The sequence below is a fragment of the Pantoea sp. QMID4 genome (assembly GCF_030270445.1).
In the GTDB taxonomy this organism is placed as follows: Bacteria; Pseudomonadota; Gammaproteobacteria; order Enterobacterales; family Enterobacteriaceae; genus Pantoea; species Pantoea vagans.
In genome coordinates, this window is the sequence record NZ_BSXL01000008.1 from 190,626 (window position 1) to 203,502 (window position 12,877).

Genomic DNA, 12,877 nt, shown 5'->3' on the forward strand with positions numbered 1-12,877 from the left:
CAGGGAAGACCAGACTAATCATATCAATATAATAACTATATTATTTTTTCGGTTCACTTACTGAATCGCTTAATACACATTGCTTTATATTGTCAGACTGAATTAATGCCGATCGCTCAGAGTGATCGGCATTTTTCTCCGCAACAGAGGATGCTCTCTTCGGTTTTTACCTTTCTTTTTTTCCTGCCCCGACTGACTGAGCCGCCCAGATACGAAAAGCATCACCTGTTTCGTCAGGATAGAGGGGCCGATAAAAAAAGGCTGGTCACCTTACAGTGACCAGCCTCAGACATTTCAATTGATGGATATCACATCAGAACAGCTCGTGACTCTCGCCGTTATCCATAATCGTCGTACCCACATCATGCACCGAATATTCGGTTGGCTGGGTGCCATTGATGAAGTACTCCTGACGGGTGTTGCCACCGCCATTGGCCAGCTTGCCGGTGCTGCGGTCGATATTCACAGTGACCACGCCATCCGGCGGGGTTAACGGCTGTACCGGCACACCGTCCAGCGCGCTCTTCATGTACTCATCCCATGCCGGTTGTGCACTCTTCGCACCGCCTTCATAGCCCGAAATCTGATCGGGAATCGCACCGGAGAGCGTGCTGCGGCCCAGATTGCGGCGCGCATCGTCAAAACCGATCCAGACTGACGTCACCACGCCAGGGCCGTAACCCGAAAACCAGGCATCTTTCGAGCTGTTGGTGGTACCGGTTTTGCCGCCGATATCATTACGCTTGAGGTCACGCCCGGCACGCCAGCCGGTTCCCATCCAGCCCGGTTCGCCAAAGATATTACTGTTCAGCGCGCTCTTAATCAGGAAGGTGAGTGGGGTATTGATCACGTGCGGCGCATATTGCTGCTCACCCTGCTGTGCCTGCGCCGGCACCTGCTCCAGTTCAGGCTGAGGAACCGCCTGATTCTGATTGTTATTTGAGGCGGCAACGTTCTCGACGCTCTCTTCATTTAACGCCAGCGCTTTTTTGGTCTCACCGTAGATGACCGGCAGATTGCACTGTGGACAGGCGATCTTCGGTTTCTCTTCAAATACGGTGCCGCCCTGTTCATTCTCAATTTTGGTAATGAAGTAAGGATCGACCAGGAAGCCGCCATTCGCCATCACGGAGTAGCCGCGTACCACCTGTAACGGTGTGAATGAGGCCGCACCCAATGCCAGCGACTCGGTGTGCACAATGTTCTGAGCCGGGAAACCAAAACGCTGCAGATACTCTGCGGCGTAGTCCACGCCCATCGCACGCATCGCACGTACCATGACGACGTTTTTCGACTGGCCGAGACCCTGACGCAGACGAATCGGACCATCATACGTTGGCGGTGAGTTCTTCGGACGCCAGTCAGCTCCGGCACCCGCATCCCAGCGGGAAATCGGCACATCGTTAAGGATGGAGGCGAGCGTCAGGCCGCGATCCATGGCGGCGGTATAGAGGAAAGGCTTGATGTTAGAACCGACCTGGCGCAGCGCCTGGGTCGCACGGTTAAACATGCTCTGGTTAAAGGCGAAACCGCCCACCAGCGCGCGCACTGCACCATCATTTGGATCCAGCGAGACCAGCGCCGAGTTCACATCCGGCACCTGGCCCAGCCACCAGTCGTCACCTACTTTACGCACCCAGATCTGCTGGCCAGCCTGCAGGACCTGCGTCACGCTTTTCGGCGTCGGGCCCTGCACGGTGTCAGATTTATAAGGACGCGCCCAACGCACACCCGCCAGTGCCAGCGACACATTGCTGCCATCTTTTAGCATTACGGTCGCTTCATCGCTGCGAGCTTCTGTGACTACGGCCGGATGCAACGGTCCATAAACCGGCAGCGGCTTCAGCGCCTTCTCAATCTTTGTCTGATCCCAGGCAGGTTCACCCACTTTCCACAGCACGCTGGTCGGGCCGCGATAGCCATGACGCATGTCGTAAGCCATGACGTTATTGCGCACCGAGGTCTGAGCGGCTTCCTGCAGACGGCGGGTGACAGTGGTGTAAACCTTGTAGCCGTCGGTATAGGCATTGTCGCCGTAGCGTTTCACCATCTCCTGGCGCACCATCTCGCTGAGATAGGGGGCAGAGAAGGCGATTTCAGGACCGTGATACTTCGCCACCAGCGGCGTATTACGTGCCTCGTCATACTGCTGCTGCGTGATGTAATGCTGATCCAGCATACGCGCCAGTACCACGTTGCGGCGCGACAGGGCGCGGCTCGGTGAATAAAGCGGGTTAAAGGTGGACGGCGCTTTTGGCAGACCAGCAATCATCGCCATCTCACTCAGCGACAGCTGGTCAACTGGCTTACCAAAATAGACCTGCGAAGCTGCGCCGACGCCATAAGCACGGTAGCCGAGGTAGATCTTATTCAGGTAGAGCTCAAGAATTTCATCTTTGTTCAGCAACTGCTCAATGCGGATCGCCAGGAACGCTTCCTTTATTTTACGCATCAGGGTGCGTTCCGGGCTCAGGAAGAAGTTACGGGCCAGCTGCTGAGTGATGGTACTGGCACCCTGTGAGGCGTGACCGGAAACCAGCGCAATGCTGGCCGCACGGAAAATACCCACCGGGTCAACACCATGGTGCTCATAGAAACGGCTGTCTTCGGTCGCAATAAACGCTTTCACCATCACAGGTGGCACTTGCTGCAGAGTCAAAGGGATACGGCGCATTTCGCCATACTGGGCGATTAAATCGCCATCGGCGCTGTAAACCTGCATCGGGGTTTGCAGACGCACATCTTTCAGCGTGTTTACGTCGGGCAGCTGCGGCTCTATGTATTTGTATAAACCATAAATCGAGCCAGCTCCCAACAGGATGCAACACACTGCAAGGATCAATAAATACTTTACGAACTTCACCTGGAATTTCCCATCTCTTGTCGTTTGAGCAGTTTATAAACAACCGCGCGGTAGTATAAAGGCAAGCCAGACGCTTTGATATGTCCATCTTTCCCGGACGATAAGGAGATCGCGCGCATGGCTTTTCATACCTGGCAAATTGGGCTGGATATTCAGAACAGGCAGATTTGTGCCCTGGCCCTCCAGCCTCGTCGTGATGGCTGGCAGCTACGCCACTGGTGGCAGCAGCGGCTGCCGCAAGATACGTTAAGAAACGGCGTGCTGCAATCTTCGCCTGAATTACTGGCAGCCTTAACGGCCTGGCGTCAGCGGTTGCCGCGTCGCTACTCGCTGCGGGTCGCGCTGCCCGTCCGGCTGGTACTGCAGCGCCAGCTCCCGCTACCTGCACAGTCGCTCAATGAGCCTGCGCTGGGGCACTACGTGCAGGCGGCCGCGCGCCGTCTCTTTCCACTGGAGCCTGCTGCGCTGGCACTGGATTACCGCACGGATGCACAGAGCAGTCAGCTCTGCGTCACGGCGGCCCGGCTGGAGATTATAGACCAGTGGGCAGCGCCACTGCTGCAGGCGGGATTAAAGCCGCAGGTGTTTGAACTGACTACCGAAGCGCTCAGACGGTTGGCCCGCCAGGCCGCGCTGCAGGAGGGTGCGGTACTGGTGCTGCAGCAGGATAACCGCTGGCTCTGGAGCGATGTGCATACTGCGGCTGACAACGGCGAAGCTACCACGCTTGCGGCACTGCAGCAGCAGGCCTTCCCCGACGCCCGTTCTGTCGCCTGGTGCTCAGCCGATAATTCTGCGCTGCCCGCTGACGCCCGCGCGTTTTCCCCTTTTGATTTGTTCCGTTATAAACAGCCGCCGTTACCGGAAAGTCCGGGTGCCTTTGCGCTGGCGGCCGGGCTGGCGCTGCGCGACGGAGATCAATGATGGTCGCAGTGAATCTGCTGCCGTGGCGGCAGCGCCGTCAGCAACAGCAGCGGCGACAGAGCCTTGTCGTGCTGTTACTGATGCTGAGTACTGTTCTGGTGGGAGTCATGCAGCAAAGCTGGCGCATCTGTCAGGTGCGTAAGCAGGTGGCGCAGACGAGCAGGGAGCAGCAGCAGGTGCTGGAAAACCTGAACGCGCAGCTGGCGCAGCAAAAGACGTTACTGGCGCAGCTCACGGTAGTGCAAAAACAGCAGGCGAAGCAGCGCCAGAAGGCATTGCAACTGACCGCATGGCATCAGTTCTGGATCGATTTACCCGCGTTACTGCCTGACACCGCCTGGCTGATCCGGCTCGAGAAGCGCGACAATCGTCTCACGCTGGAGGGGCTGGCGCAGGATATGGCGGCGGTCCGGCAGTTCCGTGAGCAGTTAACCACCGTCGCGCTGTTTGGTCAGGTGAGGCAGGGCAGCGTTAAGCGTCAGGCTGATAGTCATTATCGCTTTTCACTGCGGGCACAAGTGCAGGAGGTGACTGATGAATGAGTGGTGGGATCGCTGGTGGCAGATGGCTTCACTTCCGCGTTACGGCATGCTCGCTGCCCTCTCAGCTGGCCTGTTACTGATCTCATGGGTTTTCTGGTTGCGGCCACAGCAGCAGGCGCTGATCGCTGAACAGCAGAAACTGTTGCAGTTAAACCGTACCCTGGAACAGCGCCGGCAACAGTGGCGTCAGAATCCGGATAATGCGCAGTTGCAGGCACAACTGCGGTCGATGCAGACCGCCAGATCAGCATCCGGTGCATCGGGCCGGGCAGTGGAAACGATCCTGGCGGCACGCCGTCATCAGCTGGAAGAGTGGCAGCCGGATTCTCCTTCACGCACGCTGACCCTGCGACTGCAGTGGCCGGCGTTTCAGTCACTTTTTGCCGAGCTTGCCGATGCTTTCCTGGCGCCTCCGGTGCATTTCCAGCTGCTGGCGCAGCCGCATCATCTGGTGGCTCAACTCTGGCTGGAGCCTGACGATGCGCCATAGCCTGCTGATTTTACTGCTGTGCTGTGGCGGGGTGCTGGCGCGTGATCCGTTCCGTCCTGTTGCCGGTTCGATTTGTGAGACGCTCGTGGAGCCGCTGACCGGCTGGCGTCTGCAAGGAATCATTGGCCGTGAGATGCATTTTCATGCCTGGCTGCTAAACCCGCAGGGAGAGAGCGTTGCAGTCCGCACAGGGAAGCCATTTCCCCTGACGCCCTGGCAACTCGCTCATATGACCCGCCGCAGCCTCTCCTTAGCGGTACCGAATAGCTGCACTGCACAACAGACTTCGTTTTACTTAAAAGGACGTTCGCATGAAAAGGATAGCGACTCTGCTGCTGCTCATAAGCTGCCTGCTGCCGGTTTACGCCGCTGATGAGGAACCTCTTAGCCTGACATTTGATAACGCGCCGGTAGCGCGCATTTTGCAGGCGCTGGCTGACTATCAGCAGATCAACCTGATGATTGCGCCAGAGGTGGAAGGGTCGTTGTCACTACGGCTTGATAACCTGCCGTGGCATCAGGCGCTGGACCTGGTAGCGCGCATGGCAAAGCTGACGCTGATAGAACAGGATAATGTCCTGCTGGTCTATCCGGAGAGCTGGCAGCAGGCTCAGCAGCAGGCACGGGAAGCGGAGCAGCAGGAAAAGTTGCAGCAGACGCCTTTGCAGCAGCGCGCTGTGATATTGCGCTATGCCAGCGCCAGCGAGGTGCATGCCAGTCTGCTAAGTGAGCGGCAGTCGCTGATGACGCCGCGCGGCAGCGTGACGGTCGACAAACGCACCAACGCCCTGTTACTGCGCGATACGGCGGTAGCGTTGACAGAGACGGAACGCTGGATACGGGCGCTGGACCTCCCACTGGAACAAATCGAGCTATCGGCGCATATCGTCACCATCAGTGAAGAGCATCTGCAGGAGCTGGGCGTGAAGTGGGGATTGCAGGCCGGTGACGCCGCCGTGACTGACATCCTGCATCATCCACGGCTGGATATTCCGCTGGCGGTGAGTTCACCCGGCATCAGCGTGGGTATGGCGCTGGCGCGCATCGGCGGTCAGCTTCTGGATCTGGAACTAAGTGCGCTGGAGCAGGAGAACCAGATTGAAATCATCGCCAGTCCACGCCTCTTTACCTCACATCAGCAGACCGCGTCGATTAAGCAGGGCACGGAGATACCTTATGAAGTGTCGGCGGGAAACAGCGGTGCCACCAGTATTGAGTTCAAAGAAGCGGTGCTGGGCATGGAGGTAACACCGACGATTTCCGGGAATGGCCGCATCCAGCTGAAAATCCATATCAGTCAGAACATGCCGGGTCGCAGCATCAGAACCGGCGACAGCGACATATTATCCATTGATAAACAGGAAATTGAGACGCAGGTCACGGTCAGTGACGGGCAAACACTGGCGTTAGGGGGTATCTTTCAGCAGCAGCGGAGTCACGGAGAGAATAAGGTACCGCTGCTGGGAAATGTGCCGCTGATTGGCGGGTTGTTTCGTCAGCAATCGGAGCAGCGCAAAAAAAGAGAGCTGGTGATCTTCATAACGCCGCGATTGGTCAGGGAAGCAGCGCTTACGGCTGGATAAAACGGAAAATGCGTCCCTTAAGGCCATCTGCGTTGACGCAGGAGAGGAATTAGCTTACAAGGTTTAGCGATTTTCAATACGGTGTAACCGTCTATGCAGGGTAAGTCCCGGCAAACAGATCAGAAAACTCCTCTGTAAGCAGCGTTGTAAAGACGCAGCGCTGGCGCGTTACAGTTTCGCGAACACAGGCCAATTCAGAAATGGATGTGCTGAAGGCAATATAATCGGTTGCCAAACAGCCTTGAGTGTTGAGATAATTTTTCATCTGACTCTTGCTAACGCTCATGAGGTCTCAGTTCCTGTCCCGCCAGCAAATGCTGAACGCGGGGTATCATTAACGAATTCTTAGTAATACCGACAAAATGGCAGAGAAACGCAATATCTTTCTGGTTGGGCCGATGGGTGCCGGCAAAAGCACTATTGGCCGTCAGTTGGCTCAGCAACTCAACATGGAGTTCTTCGATTCCGATCAGGAAATTGAGCGACGCACCGGAGCGGATGTGGGCTGGGTTTTCGATGTCGAAGGCGAAGCTGGCTTTCGCGATCGCGAAGAAAAAATCATTAACGAACTGACCGAGAAGCAAGGCATCGTCCTGGCGACAGGCGGGGGTTCCGTCAAATCCCGGGAAACGCGTAATCGTCTCTCCGCCCGCGGTGTTGTGGTTTATCTTGAAACCACCATCGAGAAGCAACTGGCGCGCACCCAGCGTGACAAAAAACGTCCGTTGCTGCAGGTGGATTCACCGCCGCGTGAAGTGCTTGAAGCGCTGGCTGGCGAACGTAACCCGCTCTACGAAGAGATCGCCGATGTCACCATTCGCACAGATGATCAGAGTGCAAAAGTGGTGGCGAATCAGATTATCCACATGTTGGAAAAAAGTTGATCCAACGTTCGAAGGCTTTTTAACAGGTATCGGGCATCATGGAGAAGATCACCGTCTCACTGGGGGAACGCAGTTACCCCATCACTATCGCCGCCGGACTGTTTAACGATCCGGCTTCTTTTTGGCCGCTGACCGCGGGCGAAAACGCCATGGTGGTGACAAACCAGACGCTGGCTCCGCTCTATCTTGACCAGCTGACAGCGCGGCTGACAGCAGCAGGTGTAAAAGTGGATCAGGTGATCTTACCCGACGGCGAGCAATATAAGACGCTGGCCGTGATGGATCAGGTCTTTACCGCGCTCCTGCAAAAGCCGCACGGTCGTGATACGACGCTTGTCGCCTTAGGCGGCGGCGTCATTGGCGATCTTACCGGTTTTGCTGCGGCCAGTTATCAGCGTGGCGTACGCTTCATCCAGGTACCGACCACCTTACTGTCGCAGGTCGATTCTTCAGTTGGCGGCAAAACGGCCGTTAACCATCCGCTGGGCAAAAACATGATCGGCGCGTTTTATCAACCCGCGTCAGTGGTGATTGATACGGCCTGTCTGAAGACGCTGTCTGCGCGCGAGCTGGCGTCTGGCTTAGCGGAAGTCATTAAGTACGGCATTATCCTCGACGGTGCGTTTTTCCAGTGGCTGGAGCAGAATCTCGATGCTCTGCTGGCGCTGGATGAACAGGCGCTGGCGTACTGCATTCGTCGCTGTTGTGAACTGAAGGCTGAAGTCGTGGCGGCCGATGAGCGTGAAAACGGTCAGCGGGCGTTGCTTAATCTGGGCCATACTTTTGGTCATGCGATTGAAGCACACATGGGCTACGGCAACTGGCTGCATGGTGAAGCAATTGCGGCGGGCATGGTAATGGCAGCACGCACGGCTGAACGTCTGGGACAGTTTCAGCCGCAGGAGACCGACCGCATTATTGCCCTGTTCCAGCGTGCCGGTTTGCCGGTGCATGGGCCGCAGGCGATGAGTGCAGAGATGTATCTGCCGCACATGATGCGCGATAAAAAAGTTCTGGCGGGCGAACTGCGGCTGATACTCCCGCTGTCGATTGGCCGCTCTGAAGTGCGTGGTGGCGTGGCACATGATATGGTGCTGGCTGCAATTAACGATTGTCAGCAACCCTGAGATTAAGCAGTTGAGTGGTGACGCGGCGCGCAGGGTGCGCAGTGCGGAATGCCGCTTTACGGAGGAGCCAAAATGGATGAGTTTAAACCGGAAGACGAGTTAAAGCCTGACGCCAGCGACCGCCGTCCCTCGCGCCCTCGTAAGTCGTCTGCTGCGGCCAAAACACCGGTTTCGCGCCAGCGTATCATGATGGGCGTCGGGATCCTGGTTCTGCTGTTACTGGTACTGGGGATTGGTTCGGCGCTGAATGGCCCGGATGAGAAAAAACCGGCCACGGCGGGCACAACCCCTGCCACTAATGGCGGTTCCGGTAGCGAGAAGAACATTGACCTGGGCGGCTCCTCTTCCATGTCCGGTGGTCAGACGCCTCCGTCAGATGCGCAGACTACCCCCGCCACCAGCGAAAATAACGCAGCGACCAGCGGTGATGCTGCCTCTAATCCGCAGCGCGACATCTCGATGCCGCCTGTGGCTTCAACACCTACCCAGGCCGCACCGGTTGATGCGCCCGCGAATCAGCAGCGTGTCACGCTGCCGGGCGATCTGAACAGCGCGCTGACTAATCAGCAGCAGCAGGTTGACAGTGCCGCGATGGGAACGCAGGGCGGCAGTTCACTGCCAACTGCGCCAGCAACGGTCAGCGGTAATGCCGGAACGGCTGCCAATCCTGTTGCGGCACCTTCAGTCCGTCAGACACCGACTAAATCAAATACCGCTGCTCGTCCGGCGCACGATTCATCGCATAAAACAGCGTCGAAGCCTGTAACCCGTGACAGCAAAACGCACACCACGCCAGCGCGTACGCCAGTGAGTTCTGCGCCAGCTACCACGGCCGCGGGCAGCAGTTCAGCCAGTAAATCACTGCCAGGTGGCAGCTACACTCTGCAGCTGAGCGGCGCATCGAAGCCGGAAAGCCTGAATGCCTGGGCCAGGCAACAGAATCTGAGTGGATATCACGTCTACAAAACCACCCGTAACGGTCAGTCGTGGTACGTACTGGTGAGTGGCTCCTATGCCACACCGGCCGATGCCAAACGCGCTGTAGCATCGCTGCCTGCAGACGTGCGTGCGAAGAACCCGTGGGTAAAACCAGTCAGCCAGGTGAAGAAAGAAGCCAGCCAATAGCGGATGTGGGGCCAGGCTCTGGCCCCGTTTTAAGCGCAGATCTGCTGTCGGTCCAGCCACAGCCTCACAATAAGATGTAATAACCACGACAGCATGAAAAAAAATCGCGCTTTCCTGAAATGGGCAGGGGGAAAATTTCCCTTAGTAGAAGAGATCCATCGTCATCTGCCGCAAGGCGACTGTCTGGTCGAGCCATTTGTTGGCGCGGGCTCGGTGTTTCTGAACACTGAATTTGATCGCTACCATCTGGCTGATATCAACAGTGACCTGATTAATCTCTACAGCATTGTCAAAACCCGCACGGCGGATTTCATCCGTGACGCGCAGCTGCTGTTTACGCCGGAAGGTAACAACGAAATCTGTTATTACCAGCGGCGCACCGAATTTAATACCAGTAGCGACGCCTACCAGCGCGCGCTGCTGTTCCTCTATCTGAACCGTCACTGTTACAACGGCCTCTGTCGCTATAACCTGCGTGGTGAATTCAACGTGCCGTTTGGCCGCTATCGCAAACCCTACTTTCCGGAAGCCGAGCTGTTATGGTTTGCCGAGCGCGCGCAAAAAGCGACGTTTGTCTGTGAATCGTACGATGTTACCCTGACCAATGCCGGTAAAGGCTCGGTGGTCTATTGCGATCCGCCTTATGCACCGCTGTCGGCCACGGCCAATTTTACGGCTTATCACACCAACAGCTTCAGCCTGCGTGAGCAGGAGAATCTGGCGGCGTTAGCAGCACAGCTGGCTGCGTCGGAGCACCGGATTCCGGTACTGATTTCTAACCACGACACTGCACTGACGCGTTTATGGTATCAGGATGCAGTGTTACATGTGGTCAAAGCCCGGCGTTCTATCAGCCGGAGCATAGCCGGTCGCACCAAGGTCGACGAACTGCTGGCACTTTATCGCTAGTCTGTTTCGTCCGCGACCAACGCATTACGCCAGCCGCAGGGCTGACGCACAACAGTGGGAGAATCGGATGAAACAATATTTGCTGGCCCCTTCAATCCTGTCGGCGGACTTTGCCCGCCTGGGCGAAGACACAGCCAAAGCGCTGGCGGCCGGAGGTGACGTGGTTCACTTCGACGTAATGGACAACCACTACGTCCCTAATCTGACCATGGGTCCGATGGTGCTGAAAGCACTGCGCGACTATGGCATCACTGCACCCATCGATGTGCATCTGATGGTGAAGCCGGTGGATGCGCTGGTCCCGGAGTTTGCCAAAGCCGGTGCCACCTATATTACCTTTCATCCCGAAGCCAGCGAACACGTTGATCGCACCCTGCAACTGATTAAAGAGCACGGCTGTAAAGCGGGTATGGTGTTTAACCCGGCGACCCCGCTGAGCTACCTCGACTACGTCATGGATAAGCTGGATATCATTCTGCTGATGTCCGTTAACCCTGGTTTTGGCGGTCAGTCATTTATTCCCGGTACCCTGGATAAATTGCGTGAAGCGCGCAGACGTATCGATCAGAGCGGCTACAACATTCGTCTTGAAGTGGATGGCGGCGTGAAGATCGACAATATCCGCGAGATTGCGGCTGCTGGTGCCGATATGTTTGTCGCTGGTTCTGCCATCTTCGGTCATCCTGACTATAAAAAAGTGATCGATGATATGCGGAACGAACTGGAGAAAGCCAATGGCTCATTTCACTGATATTCGTGCGCTGGCGTTTGATCTCGATGGCACGCTGGTGGATAGCGCGCCAGGCCTTGCCGATGCGATCGACCGTACGCTGAACGATCTCCGCCTGCCGCAGGCGGGCCTTGAGCGTGTCTCAACCTGGATTGGCAACGGTGCCGATATCATGATGGCCCGTGCGCTGACCTTTGCGCTGGGCCGTGAGCCCCAGCCGGAAGAGCAGCGCGATGCACGCGCGCTGTTTGACCGCCACTACGCCAACACCGTGGACGCAGGCAGCACGCTGTTCCCGCAGGTGAAGCAGACGCTGGATGCCTTAAAAGCTTCCGGGCTGCCGATGGCGATTGTGACCAACAAGCCAACGCCGTTTGTGGCACCGCTGCTTGAATCGCTTGGCATTGCCGATGCGTTTTCGCTGATTATCGGTGGCGACGATGTGCCGGTTAAAAAACCGCATCCTGCAGCGATCTTCATGGTGCTGGGCACCTTCGGCGTACTGCCGAACGAGTTGCTGTTTGTTGGCGACTCTCGCAATGATATCCAGGCGGCGCAGGCGGCAGGCGTACCCAACGTCGGTATGACCTTTGGCTATAACTATGGCGAGCCGATTGCCACAAGCCAGCCCGATTTAACCCTCGACTCTTTCGACGAACTTTTGCCCGCACTGGGGCTGTAAATATCAGGACTCAAGTATGAAACCCATCGTTTTCAGCGGCGCACAGCCGTCCGGCGAACTGACCATTGGCAACTATATGGGAGCGCTGCGTCAGTGGGTGCAGATGCAGGATGATTTCCACTGCATTTACTGCATTGTTGATCTGCACGCGATCACCGTGCGTCAGGATCCTGCTGCACTGCGTAAAGCGACGCTGGATACGCTGGCGCTCTATCTGGCCTGTGGTATCGACCCGCAGAAAAGCACCATCTTTGTTCAGTCGCATGTGCCAGAGCACACGCAGCTGAGCTGGATCCTGAACTGCTACGCCTATTTCGGTGAACTGAGCCGTATGACGCAGTTCAAGGACAAATCAGCGCGTTACGAAGAGAACATCAACGCCGGGCTGTTCGACTACCCGGTGCTGATGGCGGCAGACATTCTGCTCTATCAGACCAATCAGGTGCCGGTCGGTGAAGATCAGAAGCAGCATCTGGAGCTGAGCCGCGATATCGCGCATCGCTTCAATGCGATCTATGGCGATATTTTCCGGGTGCCAGAGCCGTTCATTCCGAAGTCTGGCGCGCGCGTAATGTCGCTGCTGGAACCGACCAAAAAAATGTCCAAGTCTGACGATAACCGCAACAACGTGATCGGCCTGCTGGAAGATCCGAAAGCGGTTGTGAAGAAGATCAAACGTGCTGTTACTGACTCTGAAGAGCCGCCAGTGGTGCGATACGACATTAAAGAGAAAGCGGGCGTCTCTAACCTGCTGGATATTCTGTCGGGCGTGACCGGTAAAACCATCGCTGAGCTGGAGCAGGAGTTCGAAGGCAAGATGTATGGCCACCTGAAAGGCGCAGTAGCCGATGCGGTGTCGGGCATGCTGTCTGAGCTGCAGACGCGTTATCACAGCTTTCGCAACGATGAAGCGCTGCTGGAGCAGGTGATGCGTGATGGCGCGGCGAAAGCACGCGCACAGGCGCAGGAAACGCTGAAGAAGGTTTACGAAGCGGTAGGCTTTGTCGCGATGCCGTAA

Annotated in this window: 14 protein-coding genes; 12 read left to right on the forward strand and 2 right to left on the reverse strand. The window is 56.7% G+C overall.

Features of this window, described 5'->3' with window-relative positions; translation table 11 throughout:
- Positions 1 to 313: 313 nt before the first annotated feature.
- Positions 314 to 2,863 carry a peptidoglycan glycosyltransferase/peptidoglycan DD-transpeptidase MrcA gene (gene mrcA / locus QSK07_RS18685; protein WP_098052195.1) on the reverse strand — a complete coding sequence of 850 codons (2,550 nt, stop codon included), beginning with the start codon at positions 2,861 to 2,863 and terminating at the stop codon, positions 314 to 316.
- Between the two features lie 117 nt (positions 2,864 to 2,980).
- Here mrcA and pilM point away from each other — a divergent pair, with 117 nt between their 5' ends.
- From pilM to hofQ, 5 genes are read left to right on the forward strand one after another with little or no spacing between them, the layout of a single operon-like run.
- Entirely contained in the window at positions 2,981 to 3,787 is an 807-nt protein-coding gene (gene pilM, locus QSK07_RS18690; protein ID WP_285722247.1) for a type IV pilus biogenesis protein PilM, read from the forward strand.
- On the forward strand, positions 3,787 to 4,329 hold the full coding sequence (locus tag QSK07_RS18695) for a PilN domain-containing protein (RefSeq protein ID WP_352230971.1): 543 nt from the start codon (positions 3,787 to 3,789) through the stop codon (positions 4,327 to 4,329). The genes pilM and QSK07_RS18695 overlap by 1 nt, the downstream gene beginning before the upstream one ends.
- A complete protein-coding gene (locus tag QSK07_RS18700; RefSeq protein WP_098052198.1) occupies positions 4,322 to 4,819 on the forward strand; it encodes a HofO family protein in 498 nt (165 codons plus the stop codon). The genes QSK07_RS18695 and QSK07_RS18700 overlap by 8 nt, the downstream gene beginning before the upstream one ends.
- Complete coding sequence (locus QSK07_RS18705) at positions 4,809 to 5,192, forward strand: HofP DNA utilization family protein (RefSeq protein ID WP_285722252.1); 384 nt, start codon at positions 4,809 to 4,811, stop codon at positions 5,190 to 5,192. The genes QSK07_RS18700 and QSK07_RS18705 overlap by 11 nt, the downstream gene beginning before the upstream one ends.
- Positions 5,131 to 6,402: a DNA uptake porin HofQ gene (hofQ, locus tag QSK07_RS18710; RefSeq protein WP_285722254.1), complete on the forward strand. Its 1,272-nt coding sequence runs from the start codon at positions 5,131 to 5,133 to the stop codon at positions 6,400 to 6,402. The genes QSK07_RS18705 and hofQ overlap by 62 nt, the downstream gene beginning before the upstream one ends.
- 91 nt (positions 6,403 to 6,493) lie before the next feature.
- Here the strand turns inward: hofQ and QSK07_RS18715 are convergent, their stop codons facing one another.
- On the reverse strand, positions 6,494 to 6,688 hold the full coding sequence (locus QSK07_RS18715) for a hypothetical protein (protein WP_098052201.1): 195 nt from the start codon (positions 6,686 to 6,688) through the stop codon (positions 6,494 to 6,496).
- A gap of 76 nt (positions 6,689 to 6,764) precedes the next feature.
- Between QSK07_RS18715 and aroK the strand changes: the two genes are divergently transcribed.
- From aroK to trpS, 7 genes are all read left to right on the forward strand, one after another.
- Positions 6,765 to 7,286 carry a shikimate kinase AroK gene (aroK, locus tag QSK07_RS18720; protein WP_003852989.1) on the forward strand — a complete coding sequence of 174 codons (522 nt, stop codon included), beginning with the start codon at positions 6,765 to 6,767 and terminating at the stop codon, positions 7,284 to 7,286.
- A gap of 38 nt (positions 7,287 to 7,324) precedes the next feature.
- Entirely contained in the window at positions 7,325 to 8,413 is a 1,089-nt protein-coding gene (gene aroB, locus QSK07_RS18725; protein ID WP_098052202.1) for a 3-dehydroquinate synthase, read from the forward strand.
- A 72-nt stretch (positions 8,414 to 8,485) separates the two neighbouring features.
- On the forward strand, positions 8,486 to 9,538 hold the full coding sequence (locus tag QSK07_RS18730; protein WP_098052203.1) for an SPOR domain-containing protein: 1,053 nt from the start codon (positions 8,486 to 8,488) through the stop codon (positions 9,536 to 9,538).
- Positions 9,539 to 9,631: 93 nt separating this feature from the next.
- Positions 9,632 to 10,447, forward strand: coding sequence for an adenine-specific DNA-methyltransferase (dam, locus tag QSK07_RS18735; protein WP_098052204.1), 816 nt, complete (start codon positions 9,632 to 9,634; stop codon positions 10,445 to 10,447).
- A 67-nt stretch (positions 10,448 to 10,514) separates the two neighbouring features.
- Positions 10,515 to 11,198, forward strand: coding sequence for a ribulose-phosphate 3-epimerase (gene rpe, locus QSK07_RS18740; protein WP_098052205.1), 684 nt, complete (start codon positions 10,515 to 10,517; stop codon positions 11,196 to 11,198).
- Positions 11,182 to 11,859 (forward strand): phosphoglycolate phosphatase, encoded by a 678-nt coding sequence (locus QSK07_RS18745; RefSeq protein ID WP_285722260.1) that lies wholly within the window; start codon positions 11,182 to 11,184, stop codon positions 11,857 to 11,859. The genes rpe and QSK07_RS18745 overlap by 17 nt, the downstream gene beginning before the upstream one ends.
- A 16-nt stretch (positions 11,860 to 11,875) precedes the next feature.
- On the forward strand, positions 11,876 to 12,877 hold the full coding sequence (trpS, locus tag QSK07_RS18750; protein WP_285722262.1) for a tryptophan--tRNA ligase: 1,002 nt from the start codon (positions 11,876 to 11,878) through the stop codon (positions 12,875 to 12,877).

Excerpts from the sequence above, each read along its gene's own strand:
- pilM (WP_285722247.1), top strand. The coding sequence starts at position 2,981 with ATGGCTTTTCATACCTGGCAAATTGGGCTGGATATTCAGAACAGGCAG.
- QSK07_RS18695 (WP_352230971.1), top strand. The coding sequence starts at position 3,787 with ATGGTCGCAGTGAATCTGCTGCCGTGGCGGCAGCGCCGTCAGCAACAG.
- QSK07_RS18700 (WP_098052198.1), top strand. The coding sequence starts at position 4,322 with ATGAATGAGTGGTGGGATCGCTGGTGGCAGATGGCTTCACTTCCGCGT.
- QSK07_RS18705 (WP_285722252.1), top strand. The coding sequence starts at position 4,809 with ATGCGCCATAGCCTGCTGATTTTACTGCTGTGCTGTGGCGGGGTGCTG.
- hofQ (WP_285722254.1), top strand. The coding sequence starts at position 5,131 with ATGAAAAGGATAGCGACTCTGCTGCTGCTCATAAGCTGCCTGCTGCCG.
- QSK07_RS18715 (WP_098052201.1), bottom strand. The coding sequence starts at position 6,688 with ATGAGCGTTAGCAAGAGTCAGATGAAAAATTATCTCAACACTCAAGGC.
- aroK (WP_003852989.1), top strand. The coding sequence starts at position 6,765 with ATGGCAGAGAAACGCAATATCTTTCTGGTTGGGCCGATGGGTGCCGGC.
- aroB (WP_098052202.1), top strand. The coding sequence starts at position 7,325 with ATGGAGAAGATCACCGTCTCACTGGGGGAACGCAGTTACCCCATCACT.
- QSK07_RS18730 (WP_098052203.1), top strand. The coding sequence starts at position 8,486 with ATGGATGAGTTTAAACCGGAAGACGAGTTAAAGCCTGACGCCAGCGAC.
- dam (WP_098052204.1), top strand. The coding sequence starts at position 9,632 with ATGAAAAAAAATCGCGCTTTCCTGAAATGGGCAGGGGGAAAATTTCCC.
- rpe (WP_098052205.1), top strand. The coding sequence starts at position 10,515 with ATGAAACAATATTTGCTGGCCCCTTCAATCCTGTCGGCGGACTTTGCC.
- QSK07_RS18745 (WP_285722260.1), top strand. The coding sequence starts at position 11,182 with ATGGCTCATTTCACTGATATTCGTGCGCTGGCGTTTGATCTCGATGGC.
- trpS (WP_285722262.1), top strand. The coding sequence starts at position 11,876 with ATGAAACCCATCGTTTTCAGCGGCGCACAGCCGTCCGGCGAACTGACC.